29 protein-coding genes are annotated in these 25882 nt (G+C 65.8%); 14 read left to right on the top strand and 15 right to left on the bottom strand.

The features are described from left to right. Positions 1–118: 118 nt before the first annotated feature. A complete protein-coding gene (locus tag AC0J5K_RS10025) occupies positions 119–817 on the bottom strand; it encodes a DUF2270 domain-containing protein (RefSeq protein ID WP_048531204.1) in 699 nt (232 codons plus the stop codon). A gap of 127 nt (positions 818–944) precedes the next feature. On the opposite strand from AC0J5K_RS10025, the gene AC0J5K_RS10020 reads away from it, so the two are divergent. The 3 genes from AC0J5K_RS10020 (at position 945) to AC0J5K_RS10010 (ending at position 3317) form a co-directional block, all read left to right on the top strand. Continuing rightward, a complete protein-coding gene (locus AC0J5K_RS10020; protein ID WP_274563116.1) occupies positions 945–1292 on the top strand; it encodes a Lin0512 family protein in 348 nt (115 codons plus the stop codon). After that, a complete protein-coding gene (locus AC0J5K_RS10015; protein ID WP_274563118.1) occupies positions 1289–1651 on the top strand; it encodes a Lin0512 family protein in 363 nt (120 codons plus the stop codon). The genes AC0J5K_RS10020 and AC0J5K_RS10015 overlap by 4 nt, the downstream gene beginning before the upstream one ends. Before the next feature lie 121 nt (positions 1652–1772). Then, complete coding sequence (locus AC0J5K_RS10010; RefSeq protein WP_074834969.1) at positions 1773–3317, top strand: trimethylamine methyltransferase family protein; 1545 nt, start codon at positions 1773–1775, stop codon at positions 3315–3317. A gap of 6 nt (positions 3318–3323) precedes the next feature. On the opposite strand, the gene AC0J5K_RS10005 is transcribed toward AC0J5K_RS10010, so the two are convergent. After that, positions 3324–3608: a DUF6477 family protein gene (locus tag AC0J5K_RS10005; protein WP_048531212.1), complete on the bottom strand. Its 285-nt coding sequence runs from the start codon at positions 3606–3608 to the stop codon at positions 3324–3326. A gap of 205 nt (positions 3609–3813) precedes the next feature. On the opposite strand from AC0J5K_RS10005, the gene AC0J5K_RS10000 reads away from it, so the two are divergent. Continuing rightward, positions 3814–4938, top strand: a complete 1125-nt coding sequence (locus tag AC0J5K_RS10000; RefSeq protein ID WP_244526418.1) for a DUF6456 domain-containing protein — start codon at positions 3814–3816, stop codon at positions 4936–4938. A gap of 3 nt (positions 4939–4941) precedes the next feature. On the opposite strand, the gene AC0J5K_RS09995 is transcribed toward AC0J5K_RS10000, so the two are convergent. After that, positions 4942–5271: a 4a-hydroxytetrahydrobiopterin dehydratase gene (locus AC0J5K_RS09995; protein ID WP_274563122.1), complete on the bottom strand. Its 330-nt coding sequence runs from the start codon at positions 5269–5271 to the stop codon at positions 4942–4944. Between the two features lie 12 nt (positions 5272–5283). Then, complete coding sequence (gene phhA / locus AC0J5K_RS09990) at positions 5284–6081, bottom strand: phenylalanine 4-monooxygenase (RefSeq protein ID WP_048531214.1); 798 nt, start codon at positions 6079–6081, stop codon at positions 5284–5286. Between the two features lie 118 nt (positions 6082–6199). Here phhA and AC0J5K_RS09985 point away from each other — a divergent pair, with 118 nt between their 5' ends. After that, positions 6200–6667 carry an Lrp/AsnC family transcriptional regulator gene (locus AC0J5K_RS09985; RefSeq protein ID WP_274563125.1) on the top strand — a complete coding sequence of 156 codons (468 nt, stop codon included), beginning with the start codon at positions 6200–6202 and terminating at the stop codon, positions 6665–6667. 117 nt (positions 6668–6784) lie between these two features. Here the strand turns inward: AC0J5K_RS09985 and AC0J5K_RS09980 are convergent, their stop codons facing one another. Then, a complete protein-coding gene (locus tag AC0J5K_RS09980; protein ID WP_048531217.1) occupies positions 6785–7336 on the bottom strand; it encodes a peroxiredoxin in 552 nt (183 codons plus the stop codon). 255 nt (positions 7337–7591) lie between these two features. Between AC0J5K_RS09980 and lipA the strand changes: the two genes are divergently transcribed. Beyond that, positions 7592–8542 (top strand): lipoyl synthase, encoded by a 951-nt coding sequence (gene lipA, locus AC0J5K_RS09975; protein ID WP_048531219.1) that lies wholly within the window; start codon positions 7592–7594, stop codon positions 8540–8542. A gap of 135 nt (positions 8543–8677) precedes the next feature. Here the strand turns inward: lipA and AC0J5K_RS09970 are convergent, their stop codons facing one another. Genes AC0J5K_RS09970 through AC0J5K_RS09960 form a run of 3 tightly spaced genes read right to left on the bottom strand, consistent with a single transcriptional unit; the run spans position 8678 to position 11157 of the window. Beyond that, entirely contained in the window at positions 8678–9730 is a 1053-nt protein-coding gene (locus tag AC0J5K_RS09970; protein WP_170850506.1) for an FAD-dependent oxidoreductase, read from the bottom strand. A gap of 47 nt (positions 9731–9777) precedes the next feature. Beyond that, positions 9778–10692 (bottom strand): c-type cytochrome, encoded by a 915-nt coding sequence (locus AC0J5K_RS09965; RefSeq protein ID WP_274563130.1) that lies wholly within the window; start codon positions 10690–10692, stop codon positions 9778–9780. A gap of 9 nt (positions 10693–10701) precedes the next feature. After that, positions 10702–11157 carry a c-type cytochrome gene (locus AC0J5K_RS09960; RefSeq protein WP_048531225.1) on the bottom strand — a complete coding sequence of 152 codons (456 nt, stop codon included), beginning with the start codon at positions 11155–11157 and terminating at the stop codon, positions 10702–10704. Positions 11158–11253: 96 nt separating this feature from the next. Here AC0J5K_RS09960 and AC0J5K_RS09955 point away from each other — a divergent pair, with 96 nt between their 5' ends. Further along, a complete protein-coding gene (locus tag AC0J5K_RS09955; RefSeq protein ID WP_274563132.1) occupies positions 11254–12111 on the top strand; it encodes a LysR family transcriptional regulator in 858 nt (285 codons plus the stop codon). A 2-nt stretch (positions 12112–12113) separates the two neighbouring features. Here the strand turns inward: AC0J5K_RS09955 and AC0J5K_RS09950 are convergent, their stop codons facing one another. After that, positions 12114–12293, bottom strand: a complete 180-nt coding sequence (locus tag AC0J5K_RS09950; protein WP_274563134.1) for a hypothetical protein — start codon at positions 12291–12293, stop codon at positions 12114–12116. A gap of 5 nt (positions 12294–12298) precedes the next feature. Beyond that, positions 12299–12838 (bottom strand): hypoxanthine phosphoribosyltransferase, encoded by a 540-nt coding sequence (gene hpt, locus AC0J5K_RS09945; protein WP_274563136.1) that lies wholly within the window; start codon positions 12836–12838, stop codon positions 12299–12301. A gap of 72 nt (positions 12839–12910) precedes the next feature. On the opposite strand from hpt, the gene AC0J5K_RS09940 reads away from it, so the two are divergent. Both AC0J5K_RS09940 and AC0J5K_RS09935 read left to right on the top strand, forming a co-directional pair. After that, positions 12911–13360 carry a type II toxin-antitoxin system RatA family toxin gene (locus tag AC0J5K_RS09940; protein WP_048531233.1) on the top strand — a complete coding sequence of 150 codons (450 nt, stop codon included), beginning with the start codon at positions 12911–12913 and terminating at the stop codon, positions 13358–13360. Between the two features lie 118 nt (positions 13361–13478). Further along, positions 13479–13955: a hypothetical protein gene (locus AC0J5K_RS09935; protein WP_274563138.1), complete on the top strand. Its 477-nt coding sequence runs from the start codon at positions 13479–13481 to the stop codon at positions 13953–13955. A gap of 45 nt (positions 13956–14000) precedes the next feature. Here AC0J5K_RS09935 and AC0J5K_RS09930 read toward each other — a convergent pair whose 3' ends face one another. The 5 genes from AC0J5K_RS09930 to AC0J5K_RS09910 all read right to left on the bottom strand — a co-directional run bounded on the left by AC0J5K_RS09930 (position 14001) and on the right by AC0J5K_RS09910 (position 18410). Further along, positions 14001–14837 (bottom strand): alpha/beta fold hydrolase, encoded by an 837-nt coding sequence (locus tag AC0J5K_RS09930; protein ID WP_048531236.1) that lies wholly within the window; start codon positions 14835–14837, stop codon positions 14001–14003. A 147-nt stretch (positions 14838–14984) separates the two neighbouring features. Next, positions 14985–16166, bottom strand: a complete 1182-nt coding sequence (locus AC0J5K_RS09925) for an ammonium transporter (RefSeq protein ID WP_274563140.1) — start codon at positions 16164–16166, stop codon at positions 14985–14987. Positions 16167–16309: 143 nt separating this feature from the next. After that, positions 16310–16801 carry a CinA family protein gene (locus AC0J5K_RS09920; RefSeq protein ID WP_074834951.1) on the bottom strand — a complete coding sequence of 164 codons (492 nt, stop codon included), beginning with the start codon at positions 16799–16801 and terminating at the stop codon, positions 16310–16312. Further along, positions 16798–17289, bottom strand: coding sequence for a phosphatidylglycerophosphatase A family protein (locus tag AC0J5K_RS09915; RefSeq protein WP_074834950.1), 492 nt, complete (start codon positions 17287–17289; stop codon positions 16798–16800). Before AC0J5K_RS09915 ends, AC0J5K_RS09920 begins: the two co-directional genes overlap by 4 nt. Beyond that, positions 17286–18410 carry a bifunctional 2-C-methyl-D-erythritol 4-phosphate cytidylyltransferase/2-C-methyl-D-erythritol 2,4-cyclodiphosphate synthase gene (locus AC0J5K_RS09910; protein ID WP_274563146.1) on the bottom strand — a complete coding sequence of 375 codons (1125 nt, stop codon included), beginning with the start codon at positions 18408–18410 and terminating at the stop codon, positions 17286–17288. Before AC0J5K_RS09910 ends, AC0J5K_RS09915 begins: the two co-directional genes overlap by 4 nt. A gap of 160 nt (positions 18411–18570) precedes the next feature. Here AC0J5K_RS09910 and dusB point away from each other — a divergent pair, with 160 nt between their 5' ends. The 5 genes from dusB to ntrX all read left to right on the top strand — a co-directional run bounded on the left by dusB (position 18571) and on the right by ntrX (position 25870). Next, complete coding sequence (gene dusB / locus AC0J5K_RS09905; protein WP_274563147.1) at positions 18571–19566, top strand: tRNA dihydrouridine synthase DusB; 996 nt, start codon at positions 18571–18573, stop codon at positions 19564–19566. Next, positions 19563–20657, top strand: a complete 1095-nt coding sequence (locus AC0J5K_RS09900; protein ID WP_274563148.1) for a two-component system sensor histidine kinase NtrB — start codon at positions 19563–19565, stop codon at positions 20655–20657. Before dusB ends, AC0J5K_RS09900 begins: the two co-directional genes overlap by 4 nt. 11 nt (positions 20658–20668) lie before the next feature. Continuing rightward, entirely contained in the window at positions 20669–22033 is a 1365-nt protein-coding gene (locus tag AC0J5K_RS09895; RefSeq protein ID WP_048531250.1) for a sigma-54-dependent Fis family transcriptional regulator, read from the top strand. A gap of 250 nt (positions 22034–22283) precedes the next feature. Further along, the gene (locus AC0J5K_RS09890; protein WP_407657373.1) at positions 22284–24461 is read left to right on the top strand and encodes a sensor histidine kinase NtrY-like; all 2178 of its coding nucleotides are present in this window, start codon (positions 22284–22286) and stop codon (positions 24459–24461) included. Then, positions 24458–25870: a nitrogen assimilation response regulator NtrX gene (gene ntrX, locus AC0J5K_RS09885; RefSeq protein WP_048531251.1), complete on the top strand. Its 1413-nt coding sequence runs from the start codon at positions 24458–24460 to the stop codon at positions 25868–25870. Before AC0J5K_RS09890 ends, ntrX begins: the two co-directional genes overlap by 4 nt. The last annotated feature ends 12 nt before the right edge of the window (positions 25871–25882 follow it).

Here is a 25882-nt window from a genome sequence, read left to right as displayed (position 1 = left end):
CTCCGCCGGGTATCCGCCCCGCGCGCCCCGGACTTGATCCGGGGGCTCCCGGTGAGCGGCCGCGCTGGACCCAAAGGTTATCCCGGGACGCGAGGTCCCGGAGCGGGGTCCGGGACGGTCATCCCATGCTGTCGGATCGGGGCCGGCCGCTCCGGCGGTGTTTCGCGGCGTCTTTCTGATAGGACCAATAGGCGATGCCGGTCCAGACCGTGACATAGAGGAACCCGCCGAGAAACAGCAGCTCGCCCGGGATCGGCCCGACATTAGCACGGTCGACCGCCTGGGCCCAGCTTTGCACCGGGGTCGGATGCACCGCGATCTTGCCGGCAAAGGCCAGGGTCTGGATCAGCAGGATCCACAGGTAATTGCTGCGGATGCGTCGCCCGACCGAGATGAAGAAGCCGACATGATAGCGCGGGCGCAGATAGTCCTCGGCCAGGGTCTGTTGCCATTGATCCTCGAGATGCAGGTCGCCGTCATGCAGCATCGGCGCATAGAAATGGGTCTCGAGCCAGCGGCAGCGCGCCCGCCAGACGTTGAAATAGCGATAGCGCCGCGCCTCGAGCATCAGGAACAGCAGGATCAGCACGCCGACCAGCACCAGCGGCAGGGGCGAGGCCTCGGGCGAGGAGAAGGAAATCGACAATGCCACCCCCAGCGTCACCACCGACCAGTTGGTCGTGGTGTCGAGCCGCGTGCGCCAGATCGTGCTGCGATAGACCTCGCCACGGTAGAGGTGCGCCACCGCCGTGATTTCCGGCGATGTCAGTGTCTTGCGTTCGTCGCGCTCCGTGCGGGCTTCGGTCTGGGTCGTCATTGCGCCACCGTTTCTGCCCGCTCCCCACCTCCATCATGCACATCCCCGCGCCCCGGGTCAAAGGATCCGATTGGCCGTTGACCTTTGGGCGCGCTTCGTGCCTGCCTGCGGCAAACGGAGGATCACGATGGAACGGATATTGACGGAATTCGGCATGGGCACCTCGCTGCGGCGTGGCGATTACACCCAGGCGGCGAAACGCGCCGTGGAGAACGCGTTGTGGCACAATTCGATCAATGCCGCCGAGCTTTTCGGTTTTGACAAGAGCGACATGGCGATATCGGTGCAGATCGCCGTGCAGCAGCCCGACAAGGTTGATCGCGCGGCGGTGGCGGCGGTCTTTCCCTATGGCGCGCCGGAACTCGATGTGGTGGCCGGCGGTCTCGACATTCCGCGCCCCGAAGGGACGGGCAATCCGACGGTGATCGCCCATGCCGCGCTGACGGTGTCGTTTGACATGGAGCGGGTGGCATGAGGCGGCTGATCGTAGAGATGGGGCAGGGCGTCGACCTGCACGGCGCGGATTACACCAAGGCCGCCGGCCGGGCGATCGACGATGCGCTGCGCCATTCCAGCCTGCATGTGGTCAAGACGCTGAACCTGCCGCCCGAGGCGGTGCAGATCAAGGTGACGCTGGGCGTTCAACACCCCGAAGCGGTGGAGACGCAGGCCTTGGCCGGCAAGTTTCCTTTCGGCACGGTGGCGATCACGGCGGTAAAGGGCGGCATGGACGTGCCCCATCAAGCGGGCGACACCCAGGTGGTGGCCAGCGCGGCGATCGAGGTCTTTCTGCCGGAACAGACCGGCTGGCGGCTGCGCTCGACAGGCGATTGATCGCCCCGGCATGTCGTTTTCCCGCCTCAAAGGGCGGATTTCCCACACGCGTCGTTCTGACCCTGCTGTAAATCCGGGGTAATTACCGGCAGCGCCCGGGCAAGATCGAAAGGGTGAGCACATGTCAGACGCAGCAACTCGCAGGCGGGCACGGGGCGGCGGCGGCGCCGCGCGGCGCGCGGCACGCTCCGCCGTGAGCTTTGACACGGCAAAATATATCGAGCGCAACATCCCGAATTTCGAGGTGCTGACCGAAGAGGTGCTCGAGATCATCGAGACCAATGCCGAGACCTTGCTGGAAGAGATCGGCGTCAATTTCGTCAACAACCCCGCCGCCTGCGCGCGCTGGAAAGAGGCCGGCGCCGATGTCCAGGGGGAACGGGTGCATATTCCGCGTGGCCTGGCCCGCAAGCTCTGCGCCACGGCGCCATCCTCCTTTACGCAACACGCCCGCAACCCCGAGCGCAATGTGGTGATCGGCGGCAAGGGCCTTGTCTGCGCGCCGGTCTATGGCCCGCCCTTCGTGCGCGACATGGCCGGTGGCCGCCGCTATGCGACGATGGAGGATTTCCGCAAGTTCGTGAAGTTGGGCTACATGTCGAAGTGGCTGCACCATTCCGGCGGCACCGTCTGCGAGCCCACCGACGTGGCGGTGAACAAGCGCCATCTCGACATGCTGCACGCCCATATGACGCTTTCGGACAAGCCGTTCATGGGCTCGGTGACCGAACCCAGCCGGGCGCAGGATTCGGTCGAGATGTGCGAGATCCTCTTTGGCCGCGACTTCGTACAGCAGAACACGGTGATGACCTCGCTGATCAACGTCAACTCGCCGATGACCTTCGACGACGTGATGATGGGCGCGCTCGAGGTCTACGCAAGGAACAACCAGGCCTGCATCGTCTCGCCCTTCATCGTCGGCGGGGCGATGGCGCCGGTGTCCGTCGTGGGCACGCTGACCCAGGTGCTGGCCGAGGTGCTGGCCGGCATCGCCTATTCCCAGCTGATCCGCCCCGGCGCGCCGGTGATCTTCGGCACCTTCGTGACCTCGATCGACATGGGCTCCGGTGCGCCCACCTTCGGCACCCCCGAAGCCAGCCAGATCCTCTATGGCGCCGGTCAGCTGGCGCGGCGCATGGGGCTGCCCTATCGCTCCGGCGGTGGGCTCTGCGGGTCGAAACTGCCCGATGCCCAGGCCGCCTACGAAACGACCCATACGCTCAACGCGGCGCTGCTGGGCGGGGTCAATTTCATGCTGCATGCCTGCGGCTGGCTCGAAGGCGGGCTGGTGTCGAGCTTCGAGAAATTCGTGATGGACGCCGACCAGCTCGGCACCTTGCACAAGATGGCCGCCGGCGTGGTGGCGGATGAAAACGCCCAGGCGATGGACGCGATCCGCGAGGTCGGCCCCGGCGGCCACTACCTCGGCTGCGCCCATACCCAGGCCAATTTCCAGGATGCCTTCTGGAAAACCCAGCTGTTCGACTACAAGCCGTTCGAGACCTGGGACGAAGAGGGCGCCCGCGACACCATGACCCTGGCCGCCGAGCGGGTGGAGCGGATGCTGCGCGACTACCAGCAGCCGGCAATCGATCCGGGCGCCAACGAGGCGCTGGCCGGCTATGTCGCCAACAAGAAGGCCTCGATGCCCGACAGCTTTACCTGAACGGTCTCATTGCGCGGGGCGCAGCAGCTGCGCCTCGCCCATCATCGCCACCAGCACCTCGACATGGCGGGCGACGCTGTAGCTTGCGCATTTCCGAAGTCGGGCATCATTGAGATCGGTCTCGATCTCGATCAGCCGGATCAGCGCCGGCCCGCAGCGCTGCGGCGCCTCGCCTCCGAGCGTGCGGCGCAGGTGCACGTCACGACGATACTCGGCCAGCCCGGCACGCGCCGCCCGGATCAGAAGCCGGGGACGGCGCAGCCGGCGCAGGATGGTCAGGGCGTCTTGCATGGCGGTTCCTCTCGTTAAGCAGGATTTCGCCAAAGGTCTCACACTTTTCACGGGTGTTGCGTGCGGCCGCCCGGCAGAGTGCGCCGCTGTCAGAATTGTTTATCCTTTGGAAACAATGATGTTCACCATGCGGCAACAATTAACCAACGAGTAACCTTGTCGCCTTTAGGTTGTGGATATCTTGATAAATCGTGGGATATGAGCCTTGTGCAAGACTGAGTTCGGACCGTCGAAGGTGATCGACTGGCCTGCCGCGGGGAATTGGCCCGGCTGGGTGCCAGAGGCGGCGGCTCATTACATCCGTCACGTCGAGCATGGCCTCTCGCTGCGGCAGCTGGCGCGGCTTTCGGGATGCCATCCGTCTACTGTTTTGCGGCAGGTGCGGCGGCTTGAAAACCGGCGCGACGATCCGCTGGTCGATGCCGCATTGCGACAGCTCGGGAAATCCACCACCGACAAGGCGCCCTTTGCGAAAGGCGAACCCATGGCGGCCCACTCCCGGCGCGACTGCACCCAGACCGACGACGAAACCCTTGACCGAGAGGCCCGGCGCATCCTGCGGCGGCTGACCGAAAGCGGCGCCGTACTGGCGGTGGTGCCCGACATGGAAAAGGCGGTTGTGGTGCGCGACACCGCCTCCGGCACCACCCAGCGCACCGCGGTGGTCGACACCCAGATTGCCGAGGCGCTGGCGCTGAAGGAATGGATCGCCTGCAAGGTGCCGGGGCGGATCGCGCGCTATCACATCACCCCGTCCGGTCGCGCCGCGCTGAGCCGGCTTCTGGCGCAGGACGAAAGCGGAGCGCAGGCCGGCGCCTGCGGCATGGCCGAGGCCCAGGCGCCGTTTTCCGCCGCGCCGTCGGCGGTGGCGCCGCCGTTGCCGCGCAAGCGCATCCGCTACAGCGCCAATGAGACGCCGCTCACCTTGCTGGCGCGGCGCAGGGACAAGGACGGCGCGCGATTTCTGACCGATGATCTGGTCTCGGCCGGCGAACGGCTGCGCGAGGATTTCGAGATTGCCCAGATGGCCGCCCGCACCACCCAGAACTGGGACAGCTTTCTGACCGGCGGCACCCAGGGCAGCGGCCCGGGCGAGGGCCCCCTGGCCAGCACCGAGGCCCGCCGCCGGGTTGCCCGGGCGCTCGGCGACCTCGGCCCCGGCCTTGGCGATGTGGCGCTGCGCTGCTGCTGCTATCTCGAAGGCCTCGAAGTGACCGAAAAGCGCATGGGCTGGTCGGCGCGCTCGGGCAAGATCGTGCTGCGCATCGCCCTGCAACGGCTGCGCCGGTTCTACGACGAGGTGCAGGGCGGTGACACGCTGATCGGCTGACGCTCAGGCCAGCAGCGCGTCGAATTCCTTGGCGCAGGCGATGTCGATCTCGGTCAGCCCGCCGGCCTCGTGGGTGGTGTAACTCAGCGCGCAATAACCCCAGCCGAAGGCCACGTCGGGGTGATGGCCGTGGCGGTCGGCCATCCAGGCGGCGAGATTGGCGTGATAGACCGCCTTGGCAAATCCCTTCACCGCAATCCGCCGGGTGATCGTGCTGCCATCCTCGGACAGCTGCCAATCGGCATGCAGCGTCTTGAGCTGCGCCTGGGCGTCGTGTCGTGACAGGGTCGGCGTGTCCGGTGAACAGCCGCCACCGATGTTGCAGGTTGTCATGGTCTGCGCTCCTCAGGCTGCGTCATCTTTGGGCGGATAGGCCGGCGCATGCAGGCCCAGCGCCTGCGCCGCATGCACATCCGCCAGCAGGTCGCGCTCGGCGGCGGCAAACAGATCGTCGAGATCCTCGATCACGAAATAGATCGGCTGATGAATGTCGATCCGGTAGGGCGTGCGCAGGATGTCGATAATGTCGAACGGTCGCCGCTCCGGGCCCTTGTCCTGCACGCTCCAGGGAAGTTCGGTCACAGACGAGGCCAGCCCCGATCCCAGCGCCTTGTAACCGCCATCCTCGACCACCAGCCCGAATTCGATCGAGAACCAGTACAGCCGGATCAGCCAGGCATACTCCTTGGGACCGGCCCGCAGCCCGGCCTGGCCGATCGCCTGGCTGAACCCGGCAAAGCGCGGATCGGTCAGCAGCGGGGTATGGCCGAAGAGCTCATGAAAGATGTCGGGCTCCTCGATATAGTCGAAATGCTCGCGTCGGCGGATAAAGGACGCCGCCGGAAACGTCCGCTCGGCCAGCATCGAGAAGAATTTGCCAAACGGGATGAGCGCCGGCACCGGCTGCACCTGCCAGCCGGTCAGCGCCCGCAGCGTCTCCGAGACATCGGGGCATTGCGGCACCCGGGTCTCCGGCAGGCCGACCCGCGCCAGACCGTCGAGGTAGGCCCGCGCCGAATGCGCCTGCACATTGGGCAATTGCCGGGCATAGAGGTCGCGCCAGACGGCGTCTTCCTCGGCGTCATAGGCGATATGACCCTGGGCGTCGGGGATCTTGGCGGCATAACTGGTGGATTTCGGCATGATGGCTCCTCCTTGCCGGGTATTTTCCATCCGATCGCAGGGAAAAACTTGCCCATCTTGCCGTCTCTGCGCAGAATGACGGAAAGATTTGCCTGAAAACCGCGGAAAGAGAGGCAAGATGACCCTCGCGCTCGACGACACCGACCGTCGAATCCTCCACCTGCTGCAAACCGACGGCAAGGCCAGCATCCAGGAGATCGCGGGGCAGGTGGCGCTCTCCACCTCGCCCTGCTGGCGGCGCATCAAGCGGATGGAAGAGGCCGGGCTGATCACCGGCTATACCGCGCGGCTCAACCCCAAGCTTCTGGGGCTTCATGCCCTGGCCTATGTCTTTGTCACCCTGATGGACCACCGCGAAGACACCATCGCCGCCTTCAACCGCCTGGTGCAGACCGAAGACCGGATCACCGAATGCGCCAGCGTCACCGGCGAGAGCGATTATATCCTGAAGATCGCCGCCAAGGATCCCGAGGATCTCGAGCATTTCCTGATGCGCGGCATCCTGGCCTCCGGCCTCGTCCGCGCCAGCCACACCAATTTCGTCCTGCGCCGCACCAAACCCACCAGCCCCTGGCCGATCCTGTAGGCCCATCTTCCAAATACAAAAAAGGACCGAGGCACCCCCCAGTCCTTCTTCTCTTCTCAAATACCGCCGGGGGAGTCCTCGCTTGCGAGGACGGGGGCAGAGCCCCCGAAACCCGGATTATTCCGCCGCGACGCCCTTGGCGTCTTCGGCCAGGTACTCCAGAACGGTCTCGGGCGACGAGACGCCATAGGGGTCTTCGCCGTGGTTGTCGGCCAGGCCGGGTTCTTCGAACCAGGCTTCGATTACGCCATCCTTGACGATGGCCGCATAGCGCCAGGAGCGCATGCCGAAGCCGAGGTTGTCCTTGGCCACCAGCATACCGATCTTGCGGCTGAATTCACCCGAGCCGTCGGGGATCACGGTGACGGTCTCGAGCTTCTGGTCCTGCGCCCATTTGTTCATCACGAAGCTGTCGTTGACCGACATGCAGTAGATCGCGTCGATGCCATGGTTGGCAAAGGTCTCGGCGTTCTTCTCGAACCCGGGCAGCTGGTAGGTCGAGCAGGTGGGGGTGAAGGCACCGGGCAGGGAGAACAGGATCACCCGCTTGCCGGCAAAATAATCCGCCGTGGTCTTGTCTTCCCAGCGGAAGGGGTTGGGCCCTTCGAGGCTGTCGTCGCGCACGCGGGTGTGAAAGGTCACATCGGGAAGTCTGTATCCGGTTTTCATCTTGCTCTCCGTCAATCGCTGGCAATCGTCTGGGGCCGGTCGCTCCGGCCCGGCGGATATGTAATGCCGCACGCGCGAAGTAAACCCTTCGCAGGTGCAGAATCCAAGTGATGTCTAGGAGATCTGACTTGCAGTGAGCAATACTTGAGAACTGGGGATGAGCGACAGCATGGCAGCAATGTCGTACTGGCATGGCTCACTGCAAGCACTTATGCTATAGGCCACGCTATCAGCCAACGTCGCGGGGAATAAATCGTGCGAGACCTCAAGATCCCTGAGCAACGCCATCCGGAAAAAGCCCATCGCCCGGACAATGCGCAGCCAAAGAAGCCGAGCTGGATTCGCGTCAAGGCGCCCGGCGGCGAAGGGTACAACGAAACCCGCAAGATCATGCGCGAGAACAACCTCGTGACGGTCTGCGAAGAGGCCGGCTGCCCCAATGCCGGCGAATGCTGGTCGCAGGGCCATGCCACCATGATGATCATGGGCGACATCTGCACCCGCGGCTGCACCTTCTGCAACATCGCCACCGGCCGCCCGGAAAACCTCGATGTCTTCGAGCCCGGCCGGGTGGCGCATGCGGTCGACAAGCTGGGTCTCAACCATGTGGTGATCACCTCGGTCGACCGCGACGACCTGGCCGATGGCGGCGCCGATCACTTTGCCCAGACCATCCGCGCGGTGCGCCATCGCTCGCCCGGCACGACGATCGAGATCCTGACGCCGGACTTCCTGAAATGCGCCCCCGAGGTGCTCGAAGTGGTGGTCGCCGCCAAGCCGGATGTCTTCAACCACAACCTCGAGACGGTGCCCGGTCTCTATCCCGAGGTGCGGCCCGGCGCGCGCTATTTCCACAGCCTGCGCCTGTTGCAGCGGGTCAAGGAACTCGACCCCTCGATCTTTACCAAATCCGGCATCATGGTGGGCCTCGGCGAGGACCGCCAGGCGGTGACCCAGGTGATGGACGACATGCGCGCCGCGGATGTGGATTTCCTGACCATCGGGCAATATTTGCAGCCGACGCCGAAACACCACGGGGTCGAGCGGTTCGTGCATCCCGATGAATTCGCGGCCTACGAGAAATCGGCCTATGGCAAGGGCTTCCTGATGGTCTCGGCCACGCCGCTGACCCGGTCGTCTTATCACGCCGGCGACGATTTCGCCCGGCTCAAGGCCAATCGCGACGCGCGGCTCGCCAAGGTGTGACCGTCGGTCGCGCGGCGCGGCCCGAAGGCGGTCCGCGTCGTGGCCGGGTGTTATGACCTGCGGCGCGGATGAAATCCCGTTGGACGGGGTTGCCATCCAGCCCGCCTCACGCCACCCACACTCAATCCCCCGCGCTCATCCCGACACCAACCGGCGCACCATCGCCCGGCCGACCGGCGGCACCGCGGCGCCGAGTTTCATCGCCCGGATCGCCAGTCCGCGGCGCGTGGCGCTTGTGGTGTTCAGCATCTTGCGCCCGCGTTCCGACAGGCGCAGCACCCGCGCGCCCTCGGGGTGGCGGGTCTCGGTATAGCCGTCGGTGGAGCCGTCGATGATCCGCTGCGCCAGGTCGGCGGCATCGGCAATGCCGAGATTCATGCCGCGCCCGCCCACCGGCGAATGGCAATGTGCCGCATCCCCGGCAAGGAACACCCGGCCTTCCTGATAGCGCTTCACCTGCCGCACCGAGACGGTGAAATTGCCGCGCCGCCGTACCCGGCGGATGTCCATCGGCACCGGCAAGGCCGCCAGCGCATCTTCGCGCGACGAGATCACCCGAAAGCGGGATTCTTCCAGCGGCACCACCACCAGCACGTCGCCCTGATCGAGCAGGAAGCCCTGGAACCGCGTCGGATCGGGCCAGCCTTCGGCATCCACATCGGCGATCGACCACGTGCCGGGCAGATCGCGGCCGCGGAATTCCAGCCCCATGGCCGCTCTGACGGCGCTGTGCACGCCATCGGCGCCGATCAGGTAGTCAGCCTCGAGATGGCCATCGCCGGTTTCGACGTTGACGCCCTTGGCGTCCTGGGAAAACCCTCGGAATTCAACGCCGTAGCGCACGATCTCTCCGTAATGGGTGAGCGCGGTCTCGAGATGCGCCTCGGTCCGGTCCTGCGCCAGCCCCCAAAGCCGGCTGGCGGCGTCGAAGCCCAGCGGCAGCCGCGCCACCTCTTCGGCACGCAAATGAAAGGTGATGCCGGAAAAACCCACAGCTTCGCGCAGGAGGGCATCGGCCACACCCGAGGGTCGCAGGATCTCGAGCGAGCGGGGCTGAAGCCCCACCGCGCGCGACAGATAGGACGGGCCGGAGCGCTTTTCCAGCGTCGTGACGCGCGCGCCAAGACGGGCCAGCTCGACAGCGGCCGTCAGCCCGGTTGGCCCGGCGCCGGCAATCACCACATGCATCATATCCCCCCAGATATGGTCCGGAGACAGCCTACACCGATTCTGATCTAATAGCCTGTGCTTGCCGCCACGGGCACGGGCAATGCCTTGACATATGCGGCAATTGCGGCACGGTCCTCCGCCGGCAGTCTTGAGGTATTCTCGACCACCGCCGCCATATGACCCCCGGCGCTGTCGAACTCGGGCGTAAAGCCGCTCTCGAGGTAATAGGCGATGTCGGTGGCCGACCAGGAGAGCTTGTCCGGTGTCAGCGCCGGGATCGTCCCCTTGCCCGAAGGGTCGGGCGCCCCGGCCATCCAGCGGCTGCGGTCGAGCCCGCCAAGCGCGTTGCGCGGCGTGTGGCATTCGGCGCAATGACCCAGCGCTTCCACCAGGTAGCGGCCGCGGGTCAGCTCGGCCCCCAGATCGTTGCCGTTCATCACCCAGTCATCCTTGAGAAACAGGAATTTCCAGCCGCCGAGGCTGCGGCGGATGTTGAAGGGAAAGCCCACCTCATGCGGCTGCGACGGCGCGGAACTGGCCGGCAGGGTCTGAAGATAGGCGTAGAGATCGACAATGTCGCGGTCGCCCATATGGGTGTAGGAGGTATAGGGAAAGGCCGGAAAATAATGCACGCCCTCGGGCGATACCCCGTGCAGCAGCGCATTGGCGAGGTCCTGAAGCGACCACTCGCCGATGCCATGGTCGGGATCGGGCGAAATATTGGGCGCGGTGAAGGCGCCGAAGGGCGAGGGAAAGCTCTGCCCGCCGGCCAGAACCAGCTTGTCGTCGCCTTCGGCCCCGGGCGCGGCGTGACAGGTGCCGCAGCCGGCAGCGCGAAACACCGTCTCGCCGCGCGCGACTTCGCCGCCCTCGGGGCTGGCAAAGGCGTCCTCGGCCACGGTTTTCGGTGCGGTCATCACCCAGGCAATCCCGGCCGCGACAATCGCGGCCGGAACAATCAGCCTCAGAACCTTAACCATTCAGCACCGTCACTGCGGGATGCGATAGGTTTCATGGCAGGATTTGCAGGCGCCGCCCAACGCCCCCATCACCGGGCCAAGCGCGTCCTTGCCGGTGCCGGCCTCGGCCACGGCCTTGTCGGCGGCGGTGCCCAGCGCGGCCCATTTCTCGCTGAAACCGGCGATGTCCTGGCTGATCGATGCCTTGGCGGTCGAACCTTCGTTCATCTCGCCGTCAGAGCCTTCGGGAAAGAGCGCTGGAACGTGGATATTCGACGCGGCCTGGATCGACTCGGCGGCGGTGGTGGCGGCCTCGGCGTCATATTCGGCCTCGCCCTTGGCCATCGCGCCCAGCGTGCCAAGGTTGAGCGCGATCACCCACATCGTGCCCTGACGGGCCTTGATCTGGTTCTTGTATTCCTGCGCGACAACAGTGCCGCCGGACAGAATTGCCGTGGCGGCCAGAACAGTTACAATCTTTTTCATCAGTACCTTCCCGAAGTTGGTGCCTAAAACAGAGCTTAGTATGCACTGCAAGGATCACAAACATATTCCGAAACCCTGCGAAACAGGTGCGCATTCATGCACAACGACAATTGGGATGACCTGAAATTCGTGTTGTCGGTGGCCGAAACCGGCTCGGTCAGCGGCGCGGCACGGCGGCTCGGGGTCAACCATGCAACGGTTTTGCGCCGAATCTCGGCTTTCGAAGACGCGCATGGCGCCGAGGTTTTCGAACGCTCGCAGCAAGGCTATCGGCTGCGGACGGATCGCGCAGACGTGATCGAAGCGGCGCGAGAAGCGGCACTTGCGCTGGGCCGGGTCAGCGATCTGCTGCGTGCCGGCGGCGCGGCGGCGGGCGACCTGCTGCGGCTGACCTCGACGGATACCTTCTGCACCGGCGTGCTGGCGGCCGGGCTGGGCCGGATCTCCGACGTCATGGCGCCGCACCGGGTCTGCCTGATGTCAAACAATGCGCATCTCGACATGGGGCGGCTTCAGGCGGATCTGGCGGTGCGGCCCTCGCTGACGCGGCCGTCCGACATGTCTGGTGCGGCGGCGGCGGAACTGGGGTTCGGCGCCTATGCCCGCGACCCGGACGACCGCCGCTGGCTGGGCCTTGCGGGGCCGCTGGCGCGGGCTGCCCCGGCGCAGTGGATGGCCGAACATGTGGCGCCCGACCGGATCGGCGCCTGCGCCGACAGTTTTCTGGCCTTGCGCGCAATGGCGGTCCGGGGGCAGGGGATCGCCATCCTGCCGCATGTTCTGGCGGTGGAATGCCCCGAGTTGCGGCCGGTGGACTGCGGCCTGCCGCGCATGCGGATCCCGATCTGGGTGCTCTGCCACCGCGATCTGGCGGGCTCACCGCGCATGGCGCGGTTCATGGCGGTGGTGCGCGAGGTGCTGGCGGATCAGGCCGAGGCGCTGGCCGGCCCCTGACCTCAGGGCCGCGCGCCGCCGCCCCAGCGCAGCCGCTCGGCGGTCAACGCCTCCGGCCAGCCGACCCAGCGTTCGACGGCGTAGATCGCAAGGCAGACCGCAATCACCGCCAGCACCAGCATCACCCGTCTGGCGGATGGCGGGCGCCGGGCCCAGAGCGACATGCGATACAGCCAGTGCATCGGCGCTACTCGGTAAAGCGGACCTTGCCGATAAACGGCAGGTTGCGGTCGCGTTGCGCAAAGTCGATGCCGTAGCCGACAACAAATTCATCGGGGATTTCGAAGCCGATCCAGTCGGCGCGGAAATCCACCTCGCGCCGGGTCGGCTTGTCGAGCAGGGCGATCGAGCGCAGCCGCGCCGGGTGGCGCGAGGTCAGCAGGGAGATCACATGGCTGAGCGTGTGGCCGGTGTCGACGATATCCTCGACCACCAGCACATCCCGCCCCTCGATGGCGCCACGCAGGTCTTTGAGAATCCGCACTTCGCGGCTCGATTCCATCGCGTCGCCATAAGACGAGGCCTCGATGAAATCGACCTCGACCGGCATGTGCAGCTCGCGCACCAGATCGGCGATGAACACAAAGGAGCCGCGCAGCAGGCCCACAACCACAAGCTTTTCCGTGTCGGAAAACTCGCCCCGGATGTCGCGGCAGAGCTCTTCGATGCGGGCCGCGATCGTCTTGGCCGAGATCATCTGATCGATGACATAAGGACGCTCTGACATGGGCCACCCCTTGAAATCCGTTGGTCTTCGGGCGACATGGGCCCCGAACCGTCATGACAAATCCGGGGCCCGATGCCAACCCATTCCGAAACCCGTCACCTTCCGTATACCGCGCAGCAGATGTACGATCTGGTTGCCGATGTCGGCCGCTACCCGGAATTCCTGCCCTGGTGCGCCGCCGCGCGGATCCGCCGCGAAACACCGCAGGCCGACGGCTCGGTTCTGATGGAGGCCGACCTGGTGATCTCCTTCAAGGTTTTCCGCGAACAATTCGGCAGCCGCGTCGTGCTCTGGCCCGAGGCCCGGAAGATCGACACCGAATACCTCGACGGGCCGTTCAAATACATGAAGTCCAACTGGAGCTTCGCCGACCGTGCCGATGGCGGCTGCGATGTGTCCTTTTTCGTCGATTTCGAGTTCCGCAATGCCATCCTGCGAAGCATCATCGGCGTGGTCTTCAATGAGGCGATGCACCGCATCGTCCGCGCCTTCGAATCCCGTGCCCAAGAGCTTTATGGTTGAGCCCACGGCTGTCACCGGCGGCGTTTAACATGTTTTGAAAACTCCACAGACTGGCCCCGTTTCCGACGCAATCATCGGCGATTCAACGGTTTGGTAACCACTATGGAGACAAAGCGCCATGCTGACATCATCCCTCGGGCTCGGGGGCGCATCTTCGATGCCCGCCGCGGAGAAGAAGACCAAGGACAAACAAAAGGCCGAGAAGGACAAGGGCCCTTCCGAGAACAGCCAGGCCAAGAACAAACCCGCCAAGGCCGAGCCGGCCCCGGCGCAAAGCACCGACAGCGCCAATGCGGCGGCGCCGGTCGCGGAGAAACCCGCCGTCGTCGTGACCCAGAAGGTCGCGCCGGTGGCCGCCATCGAGCGCCCGACCGATATCTCGCAGGCCCGCGCCCAGGCGTTGCGGGTGCAGGCCGAAACCCAGATGAACAGCCTGGTCGACGGGCTGGGACAGACCCCCAAGTCGGACCTTCTCGCCGCGCGGGAAACCGTCGCCGAGGACCGGCCCGGGGCGCTGAGCGCAGCCCTCAAGGGCTATGCCAAGACGGCGTCGGAACCGGCCAGGGCCAGCGTGGGCTTTGATGCGGTGATCTGATCCGCGCGACCGGGCCGCCTCGGCCCGCTCTCCGATCTGCCGGTGTTATCGGGCCGGCGGGTCGGCCGCCTCGACCTCGCGGATCAGCGCGTTGATCTCTTCGGCGATGATCTGCGGGTGGTCTTCCGGGGTAAAATGCTTGCCCCCTTCGATCCGGCGCAGGGGCGCCTTCAGATCGCGGGCCAGCCGTTCGCCATAATCCAGCGTCTGGAATTCGTCCTCGGCCCCCCAGGCGATCCGCGCCGGTATCCCGAGGCGCGGCAGGTCTTCGGCCACCGCCATGGTATCGGCATTGTCGAGCGACTGGGTCTGCCGTACGAAGGCTTCGGCCCCGTCATGCGCCTCGTAATAGGGCGCATGGGTTTCCAGCGCCTCTGCGCGGGCCTCCGCGGCGTCATGGCCTTTCGAGAACATCAACTTCATGAACTGACGCACCGAGCCGTCGGGCGCATGTTTGAGGATCGAGCCGGTGGCCGCCACCGCCTTGACCACAGGCACCGGCCAGGATTCGTAACAGATCGCATTGGTCAGAAAGAGCCCGCTGACCTTGTCGGGGTGCCGCGCCGCAAGGATCTGCGCCACGCCGCCGCCCAGGTCATGGCCTGCCACCACCGCGCGGGCGATGCCCTGATCCTCCATCCAGGCGGCCAGGTAGCCGGCCTGCGCCGCCACCGAGATATCGCGGTCGCGGCCCTCCGGGATCGAGCTGCCGTAGCCGACCATCTCCCAGGCCAACACCCGCCGTTTCTGGATCAGCGGCGCGACATGGCGCCAGAGGGCGGGGCAGGTGGGGATGCCGTGAACCAGGATGACGGGATCGCCGGATCCGCTCTCTTCCCAGCGCATGGGGATGTCCTGAACGCGGGCGGTGTGACTTTGCATGACGTGACCTTCCTCTGTGCATTTTGCTCAGGGGATCAACAAGATCGCCGGCGCCGGTGTTCCAAATGCGGGCCCGGCACGCAAAAAGGGCCCACGCAGGGCCCTTTTCTCGGTCTGTATGTTTCGGTCAGGCGACAGGGCGCCGCCTCAGCTCGCGTGGTCGTAGGCCCGTTCGCCATGCACAATGATGTCGAGCCCGCTGTGCTCGGTCTCTTCATCGACCCGCAGCGGCGTGATCGCCTTGACCACGAAGATCAGCACTACCGTCACCACCACGGTGAACACACCCACGATCGCCAGCGATCCGAGTTGCGCGGCAAAGCTGCCGGCGCCGAAGACCGCGATCATGATGGTGCCGAAGATGCCGCCGACCCCGTGCACCGCAAAGACGTCGAGCGTGTCGTCGATCTTGAGCGTGTTGCGGATCAGGTTCACCGCCTCCTGGCAGAGCACACCCGCCACAGCACCGATGATCAGCGCCTCGACCGGGCCGACAAAGCCCGAGGCCGGGGTGATCGAGGCGAGGCCGGCGATGGTGCCGGTGACCATGCCCACCAGCGAGGCCTTGCCGAACTTGATCTTTTCCCAGAGCGCCCAGGTCAGCGAAGCCGTCGCCGCCGAAAGGTGCGTCACCGTCAGCGCCATGGCAGCACCGCCGTCGGCCGCCAGCTGCGAGCCGCCGTTGAAGCCGAACCAGCCGACCCATAGCATAGCCGCGCCGATCATCACGAAACCGGGGTTGTGCGGCGGCGTGGTCTTGTTGCGCCGCGGCCCGAGAAACACCGCCAGCAAGAGCGCCGCGAGGCCGGCCGTTTCGTGCACCACGATGCCGCCGGCAAAATCCCGCACCCCGGTTTCGCCAAAGATGCCGCCATCCGACAGCATGCCGCCGCCCCAGATCCAATGCACCACCGGCGCATAGACCAACAGCATCCAGAGCGCCGAGAACAGCAGCACAAAGCCAAAGCCCACCCGTTCGACATAGGCACCGACGATCAGCGCCGGGGTGATGATGGCAAAGGTCATCTGGAAGGCAAAGAACAGTACCTCGGGCAGGGTGCCGGCCAGGTCATCGGCGCTCAGCCCCAGAAGCAGCACCTTGTCGAGCCCGCCCCAGAGCCCGCTGTCGCCGCCGCCGAAGGCGATGGAATAGCCCAGCGCGAACCACAGCACGCTCATCAGGCAGGCGATGGCATAGCAATGCATGAAGACGCTGAGCACATTGCGGGCGCGCACAAGCCCGCCATAAAACAGGGCAAGCCCCGGCAATGTCATGAAGAGGACCAGCGCAGTTGCAACGATGATCCAGGCGGTATCGGCTCCGTTCATGCCTGAAATTCCTTCCTGAGTGCGGTTTTCGGGGAAAAACCGCAAAGCCGCTGCAAAAAAAAGCGGCAACTGCGCTCAGGCCCGCACAAAAGCACGGCATTTACGATGTGACGAATTTTTAGGCGATGAATCCGGCGAAATGATTAATTGCTGTGCAGGGCGCGCAAAAGCAGGCCCAGCGCATGGTCACGCGCCGCCGCGCGCACCCGGTCGCGGCCCAGTGCGCCGAAATCCACCGTCTCGCAGGTGGTGCTGGCACCGGTGGCAATGGCAAAGCAGACCCGGCCTTCGGGTTTCTCGGCGTTGCCGCCGCCCGGCCCGGCAATGCCGCTGATCGACACCGCCGCATCGGCCCCTGCGCGCCGCAACGCGCCCTGAGCCATTTCGCGCGCCACCGGTTCCGAGACCGCGCCATGGGCCTCGAGGGTGGCGGCCCGCACCCCCAACAGATCCTGCTTGGTCTGGTTGGAATAGGTGACAAAGCCGCAATCGAAGATGTCCGAGGCACCGGGCGGATCGGTGATTGCCGCCGCCACCATGCCACCGGTGCAGCTCTCGGCGCAGGTCACCCGTTTGCCGGCCCGCCGCGCCGCCGCCAGAAGATCCGCCGCCAGAAGACCCGCCGCAAGACTCATGTCAGCAGCACCAGATGCGCCAGTGCCGCCAGCACGATGACCACGCCGCCGGCCGCGATGCCGGCAAAGACATCGTCCAGCATCACGCCCATTGGCCCGCCCTTGCGGTCGGCCCAGCCCACCGGGCCCGGCTTCCAGATGTCGAACAGCCGAAAGAACAGAAAGGCGGCAAGGATGCCCGGCCAGAGCCGCAGCACATCCGCCCCGGCAAAGACCGCGCCATAAGACACCGGCCAGAGCGCCAGCCATTGGCCGACGACCTCATCGACGACAATTTCCGAAGGGTCATGATCGGCCTTGCCGGCGGTTTCGCGGCCGGTCGCCCAATAGCCCAGGGCAAAAATCGCCAAAGTCGCCAGCAGCAGAAGCCAGGGCCCGCCCAGCAGGTGCAGCACATAGGCAAAGGGCAGGGCGGCCAGCGAGCCCCAGGTGCCCGGCGCGGGCTTGAGATAGCCGGAATAGAACCAGGTGGCGATCAACCGGCTCATGCGGGCACCAGAAGCACGCTGGCCTGTGCCGCAATGCCCTCTTCGCGGCCGGTAAAGCCGAGTTTTTCCGACGTGGTCGCCTTGACCGAAACCTGATCCATCCCGACCCCCATGATCTCTGCCAGTGCCTGGCGCATCCGCTCCGAATGCGGGCCCACCTTGGGCCGTTCACAGATAAGCGTGATATCGGCGTTGCCCAGGGTGAATCCCATGTCCTTTGCCAGATCAACCGCATGGCGCAGGAAGATATGGCTTTCGGCGCCTTTCCACTGCGGATCCGAGGGCGGAAAATGCTGGCCGATGTCGCCCCGTGCGAGGGCGCCATAAATCGCGTCGGTCAGCGCATGCATGCCGACATCGGCGTCGGAATGGCCCTTGAGCCCGCGTCCATGCGGCAGTTTCACGCCGCAGAGCATCACGTGATCGCCCTCACAGAACTGGTGCACGTCATAGCCTGTGCCGATACGCATCGCGGCGGCTCCTTTCAGCAGGGATTCGGCCCGCGCGAAATCGGCGGGCAGGGTGATTTTCAGGTTCTCTTCTGCGCCAGCGGTGATGGCGACGTCCAGCCCGAATGCGCGCGCCACGGCGACGTCATCGGCGGCCTCGGTGGTATGGGCGCGGTGCGCGGCAAGGATGGCGTCGAAGTGAAAGCCCTGCGGCGTCTGCGCGCTAAAAAGCCCCTCACGGTCGCGCGTGCCGGTGACGCGGGCCGTCGCGCCGGTCCAGAGGGCATCGGTCACCGGGAGCGCCGGGGCGGCGCCTTGCGCATGGGCCAGCGCGGCGATCACCGCGTCGATCACCGCGCCGGGCACGCAGGGCCGCGCCACGTCGTGGATCAACACCATATCGGGGCGGTCCCCGGCCAGCGCCTCGAGGCCGCGGCGCACGCTTTCGGACCGCGTTTTGCCGCCGTCGATCAGCCGCACGTCGAGCGCCGCAGCCTCGGCGCGGTCTTCCGGGTGAATCACCAGCGCCCGCGTGGTAATATCGGGCCGGTCAAAGGCCGCCAGCGTCCAGTCGACAACGCGCCGGCCGGCCAGCGGGCGCCATTGTTTCGGCGCGCCGGGCCCTGCGCGGGTGCCGCGCCCGGCGGCAACAATCAAAGCTGCGATTTTCATGGCCGCCTGATACGACCTGCCGAAGCAAACGGCAATTGCCCCCGGGAAGCTGCCCGTTTTTTGGGCAGCCGTCCTTTTCGCAGTCGCAGAAAGTGCGGCAAAGATTGAAGTTGCCCCGGGCAGGGGTTAGGCCGGAGGGGAATGCACAAGGATTAAGCACGTGACCATTCAGGTGGCAGACCTATCGCTCAACCCCCCGGTTTTCCTCGCGCCTTTGGCGGGGATCACCGATTTGCCGTTTCGCAACCTCGTCCAGAGCTTTGGTGCCGGGCTGGTTGTCTCGGAAATGGTGGCCAGCCAGGAGATGGTGCAGGCCAAGCCCGGGGTGCGCGAAAAGGCCGAGCTGGGCTATGGCATCGAGGCGACCTCGGTGCAGATCGCCGGCCGCGAGGCGCATTGGATGGCCGAGGCCGCCCGACAGATCGAGGCCAATGGCGCCCGGCTGATCGACATCAACATGGGCTGTCCGGCCAAGAAGGTGACTTCGGCCAGCGGGGCCGGTGCGGCCGGTTCGGCGCTGATGAAGGATCTCGACCATGCGCTGACGCTGATCGAGGCGGTGGTGGGCGCGGTCGATCTGCCGGTGACGCTCAAGACGCGGCTGGGCTGGGACGACAATCTGCTCAACGCGCCGGAGTTGGCGCGGCGCGCCCAGGAGGCGGGGGTCAGGATGATCACCATCCACGGCCGGACCCGCTGCCAGTTCTACAAGGGCCGCGCCGACTGGGATGCAATCGCCAATGTCAGCGCCGCCGTCGATATCCCGGTGATAGCCAATGGTGACATTACTTCCAGCACGCAAGCCGCTGACGCAATGGCGAAATCCTGCGCTCAGGGGGTGATGGTCGGGCGCGGGGCTCAGGGCCGACCATGGATACTGGCGCAAATGGCGCATGATCTCTTTGGCACACCGGCCCCGGAAGTTCCGCGAGGCAAGGCGTTTTCTGACATGGTTGCAGGGCATTACGAGGCGATGCTGATGTTCTACGGCAAGGAGCTCGGGCTGCGCGTGGCGCGCAAGCACCTGGGCTGGTACATGGATGTCGCAGGGACCGAGCCGGGGCTGCGCCGCGTCCTTCTCACCAGCAAGGCGCCGGCCGAGGTGCTGGCGCGCCTGCCGGAGGCGCTGGCCGGAGAGACCGAGGTGGCCGCATGACCGCGCCGGCCGCCACCACCGACAATGCCGTCTGGTCCTCGCTGCCGGTGCCGGCGATCCTGATCGACGACGGCGACCGCATCGTCGATGTGAACCCGGCCGCCGAGGGCTTTCTCAACTCCTCGGCCAAGGCGCTTCGGGGCGAGCCGGTCTGGGACCGGCTCGCCGTCGACGCGCCGTTGGAAGAAAGCTTCGGGCGCGCCAGGGCGCAGGGAACCGCGCTGTTCGTCAATGATGTCGACGTCGGCACCGGCGACCGCGCGCCGCTTCAGTGCAACCTACAGGTCGCGCCGCTGCAAGACGCCGCCGGCGGCATGATGCTGCTGATTTCGCCACGCGAGCTGGCGGGGCGGATGACCCAGAGCCATTCGGTGAAATCCGCCGCCAAATCCGCCATCGGCATGGCCGAGATGCTGGCCCATGAAATCAAGAATCCGCTGGCCGGGATCGCCGGCGCGGCGCAGCTTCTGAGCATGAACCTCAGCGCTGAAGATCTTGAAATGACAGACCTTATCGTCGGTGAGACCCGGCGGATCGTGAAGCTTCTGGAGCAGGTCGAACAATTCGGCAATCTCTCGGCGCCCGAGCGCGGATCGGTCAATATCCACGATGTTCTCGACCGGGCGCGGCGCTCTGCGCTGGTGGGTGCCGCGGCGCATATGAAGATCATCGAGGATTACGACCCCTCGCTGCCGCATGTCTGGGGCGATGCCGACCAGCTCTTGCAGGTGATCTCGAACCTGATCCGCAATGCCGCCGAGGCCGCCGGCCCCGAGGGCGGCACCATTCGCCTGCACACCTATTACGAACGCGCCTTCCGCCTGCGGCGTTCGGATGGCACCGGCCAGACCCTGCCGCTTCAGGTCGAAGTGATCGACGATGGCCCGGGCCTGCCGGAAGCGCTCAAGGGCGACATCTTCGAGCCGTTTGTCTCGGGCCGCGAGAATGGCACCGGGCTGGGCCTGGCGCTGGTGAGCAAGATCATTTCCGACCATGACGGTTGGATTTCAGTCACTTCCGTGCCCGGGCGCACGGTCTTTCGAATTTCCCTGCCGATGGTGCCCAAGGGCGCCACAGCGGGCAGAGCCTAGGAGGATTTCTCATGGACGGCACGATCCTGGTTGCTGACGACGACCGCACCATCCGCACGGTGCTGACCCAGGCGCTGACCCGCGCGGGCTGCAAGGTGCATGCCACCTCGTCGCTGACCACGCTGATGCGCTGGGTCGGCGAGGGCAAGGGCGACGTGGTCATCTCCGACGTTGCAATGCCGGATGGCAATGGGTTGGAAATGCTTCCGAAAATCCGCCAGGACCGACCCGACCTGCCGGTCATCGTGATCTCGGCGCAGAACACCATCATGACGGCGATCCAGGCGGCCGAGGCCGAGGCCTATGATTACCTGCCCAAGCCCTTCGATCTGCCGGATCTGATGAAGCGCACCGCCCGGGCGCTCGAGGCGCGCAGCGCCCCGGCCCGGCCGGCGCCGGATGTACCCGATCAGCCGGACGAATTGCCGCTGGTCGGCAGGACGCCGGTGATGCAGGCGCTTTACCGGTTGGTGGCGCGGGTGATGAACACCGATCTTCCGGTGCTGATTTCCGGTGAAAGTGGCACCGGCAAGTCCCTGATCGCGCGGGCCATTCACGACTTCTCCGACCGGCGCACGCTGCCGTTTGTCACCGTCACCGGCAATGAGTTGCAGGACATCGAAGGCCCGGCGCGGGTGCTGGCGCGGGTCAAGGGCGGCACGCTGCTGCTGGACGAGATCACCGACATTCCCGATGACATCCAGGCGCGGATCGTGCGGATGATCGACACGCCCGGCGACCACGTGCCGCGCTTCATGGCGACCAGTCAGGGCGATCTGGCCGAGGCGCTGGACAAGGGGCGGCTGCGGCAGGATCTCTATTATCGGCTCTCGGGCGCCTCGATCCAGGTGCCGAGCCTGCGCGAACGGGTCGAGGACATCGCCCTGCTGACCGATCATTTCCTGCTGCGGGCCGAGCGCGACGGCGCGCCCAAGCGCTGGCTTTCGGGCGATGCCGCCGAGCTGTTTCGCGCCTACAGCTGGCCGGGCAATGTCCGCCAGCTGGAGAACGCGGTGCGCCGGCTGAGTCTGACCAGCCGGGCCGAGGAAATCACCCGCACCGAGGTTGAGCTGGTGCTCGGCAATCAACCCGAGATGGAGCCGGTGCTTTCGGGCGGCAGCAGCGAAAAGCTGGGGGCGGCAGTTTCCCGCCACCTGCGCCGGTATTTCGACCTGCATGGCGCGCTCTTGCCGCCGCCGGGGCTTTATCAGCGTATTCTCAAGGAGGTGGAATACCCGTTGATCGAAATCGCGCTCGAGGCCACCGGCGGAAATCAGGCGAAATGCGCCGAACTGCTCGGCATCAACCGCAATACGCTGCGCAAGAAAATCACCGATCTCGATATTCCCGTGACACGGCGCCGCAAGTTGATGTAAAACAGCCACATGAGTGGCCCCGATGTCGCAACCCATGTGGTTCGACGGGAGAGAGCCACAGGATATGGCGGTTCGCCGCGCAAGCGGCACATCTGAGTGAGGGCGGTCTGTGGCCACTGGGGCACATGCATCGGCGCGAGGTTTGAACGGGGGCGGCAGGACTCCGCCGGTTCGGCGGGTCTCTCTGGAGGGGCTGCGGCGGTGGGCGCGTCAGCGCCGGGTCCAGAACATCACGACCCTGGCGCTGGTGGTGCTGGGCCCTTGCCTGGCGTTTGCCACCTTTCTTGTCATGGGGCCGCTCAACATGGGCGCCAGCGCGCCGGGGCTGCGGCTGATCCTGCTGGCGGATTTTGTCTATGTCCTGCTGATCGCGGCGCTGGTGCTGCAACGGGTGGCGCGGATGGTGGCGGCGCGCCGGGCGCGTTCGGCCGGGTCGCGGCTGCACCTGCGGCTGACCGGGGTGTTTGCGCTGATGGCGCTGATCCCGGCGGTGACGGTGGCGGTCTTTGCCGTGCTGACAATCAACATCGGGCTCGAGACCTGGTTCTCGGACAGGGTGCGCCAGGTGGTGGGGGCGTCGCTTTCGGCCGCCAAGGCCTATCAGGCCGAACAGCGCGAGGATCTGGCTGAGGATGCCCGCGCGCTGGCCGGCTATATCAATGCCCAGCGTCCGACCGTGCTGCGCGATCCGACGACCAATCTGCGCAAGGTGCTGACCGACGGGCAGGGGCTGATCCAGCGCGGGCTGCGCGAGGCCTATCTGATCGACGGCACCGGCGAGCTGCGCACCCGTGGCGAACGGTCCTACCTGTTCGATTTCGAGAAACCCACGGCGGCGCAGATCGCCGCCAGCCAGGGCGACAACAGCCTGAGCCTGATCGAGGATTGGGAAAACAGCGAGTTTCGCGCCATCGTGCCGCTCAGCGAATTTCCCGACCGCTATCTCTATATCTCCCGCAACGTCAACGGCGAGCTGCTCGACCTGCTCGACGATACCCAGCAGACCGCGCAATTCTATCAGCAACAGGAAAGTGAGCGCGGCCGGCGCCTGTTCGACTTCGCGCTGATCTACCTGGGTTTTGCGCTGTTGCTGGTGCTGGCCGCCACCTGGCTGGGCCTGTGGTTCGCCGAACGGCTGTCGCGGCCGGTGGGCCGGCTGACTGGCGCGGCGCAGCGGGTCGGTGCCGGCGATCTGGATGTGCAGGTGCGCGAAGAGGAAGGCGACGACGAGATCGCCATGCTCGGCCGCTATTTCAACCAGATGACCCGTCAGCTCAAGGGCCAGCGCGAGACCCTGCTCGACAACACCCGCCAGATCGAACGCCGCCGCAGGATGTTCGATTCGGTGCTGTCCTCGGTGACGTCAGGCGTGGTCGGGCTCGACGATGCCGGGCGGGTGTCCTTCGTCAACCGCTCGGCCGAGCGGCTTCTGGGCTGGAGCGAAAACCGCCAGACCGTGCCGCTGAATGTGGCGGTGCCGGAATTCGGCCCGCTGTTCGAGGCACTGGCCGCCGGCGAACGCAACGTGGTGCAGCAAGAGGTCAAGGTGGTGCGCGAGGGCCGGCAGGAGAACCTGCTGGTGCGCATGGCCACCCGAAGCCGCGAGGACGGCGGGCTCGAAGGCTATGTGGTGGCCTTCGACGATGTGTCCGACCTTGTGGCGGCGCAGCGCATGGCCGCCTGGGGCGACGTGGCGCGGCGCATCGCGCATGAAATCAAGAACCCGCTGACGCCGATCCAGCTTTCGGCCGAGCGCATCCATCGCAAGTTCCGCCGCGAGCTCGACGCGGCCAGCGCCGCCAAGCTCGAGGAGCTGACCGGGGTGATCGTGCGCCAGACCAACGATCTGCGGCGCATCGTCGACGAATTTTCGAAATTCGCCCGCATGCCGGAACCCGACCGCGCGCCGGAGGATGTGGTCGACCTGCTGCGCGGCGCGCTGCTGTTGCAGGAAAGCGGCCAGCCGGATGTGCGCTTCGACGTGGCTCTGCCCGAAGGGCCGATGATGGCCGATCTCGACGCCACGATGATCAGCCAGGCGCTGACCAACCTGATCAAGAACGCCGGCGAGGCCATCGAGACCCTGCAAGAGCGTGGCGCGCCCGAGGGCCACAGGCCGATGATCCGCGTCACCTGCGAGGACGAGGGCCGCCAGGCGCTGATCCACATCATGGACAACGGCATCGGCCTGCCCGAAGACCGCGCGCGGCTGTTCGAGCCCTATGTGACGACCCGCGACAAGGGCACCGGGCTGGGCCTGCCCATCGTCAAGAAGATCATCGAGGAACATGGCGGCAGTCTTGCACTGGAAGACGCGCCGCGATTTGACGGCCAGCCCGCTGCCGGGGCGATGGCCGTGATCCGGCTGCCTTTGGCGGCGGATTTGGACAGTGTGCGTGAAGAGGACCGAGGGGAAACGAGCAAATGAGCGATATTCTAATTGTCGACGACGAACGCGATATCCGCGAGCTGATCGGGGATATTTTGGAAGATGAGGGCTTTACCACCCGTCTTGCCGGCGGGTCGGATGAATGCATGGCCGCGCTCAACGACGAGCCGCCGGCGCTGATGATCCTCGATATCTGGCTCAAGGACAGCCGGATGGACGGCATCGACATCCTCAAGACGGTCAAGCGCGACAACCCGGGCATTCCGGTGGTGATCATCTCGGGCCATGGCAATATCGAGATCGCCGTCGCCGCGATCAAGCAGGGCGCCTATGACTTCATCGAGAAGCCGTTCAACATCGATCAGCTATTGGTGGTGATCCGCCGCGCGATGGAGACATCGCGTCTGCGCCGCGAGAACCAGCAGCTCAAGCGCAAGGAAAGCACCGCCGCCGAGATGGTCGGCGAAAGCGCCGCGTTCCGGGCGTTGCTGGGCCAGCTCGACAAGGTGACCAAATCCAACGGCCGGGTGATGCTGACCGGGCCGGCCGGCAGCGGCAAGGAGGTGGCGGCGCGCTACATCCACGCCCATTCCGCCCGCGCCGAGGCGCCTTTCATCACCGTCAACTGCGCCTCGATCGAGCCCGAGACCATGGAGGAGGTGCTGTTCGGCCGCGAGAGCGCCGAACGCGGCGTCGAGGCCGGCCTGCTGGAACAGGCGCATGGCGGGGTGATCTATTTCGACGAGGTGGCCGACATGCCGCTCGGCACTCAGTCCAAGATCCTGCGGGTGCTGGTCGATCAGCAGTTCACCCGCGTCGGCGGCACCGACAAGGTGCGGGTGGACCTGCGGGTGATCTCTTCGACCAACCGTAACCTGGAAGAAGAGATCGAGGCCGAGCGCTTCCGCCAGGAGCTCTATCACCGGCTCAACGTGGTGCCGATCGCCGTGCCCTCGCTTGAGGAACGGCGCGAGGATATCCCGGTGCTGGCGCAATATTTCATCAAGGTCTGCCACGACACCCAGGGCCTGCCGATGCGCAGCCTGTCGGATGAGGCCGTGGCCCTGATGCAGACGATGACCTGGCCGGGCAACGTCCGCCAGCTCAAGAACTTGATCGAACGGGTGCTGATCCTTGGCGACGGCACCGGCGAGATCGACGCCCACGAGCTGCCGCAGGATGCGCCGGCGGGGCAGGAAGAGGGCCGGGTGGTGCTGGCCGGCACGCTGGCGACCCTGCCGCTGCGCGAGGCGCGCGAGGCCTTCGAGCGGGAATACCTGCTGACCCAGATCAACCGCTTCGGCGGCAACATCAGCCGCACCGCCTCGTTTGTCGGCATGGAGCGCTCGGCCCTGCACCGCAAGCTGAAGTCGCTGGGCGTGGTCACCTCGTCGAAATCCGGTGCCCGGGTGGCGCGGGTCGGCGAGACGGCGGCACAGGCGGGCTGACCGGTGCCAGCA

The organism is Marinovum sp. E3, from assembly GCF_055755275.1.
This window is presented reverse-complemented; position numbering and strand designations above follow the sequence as displayed.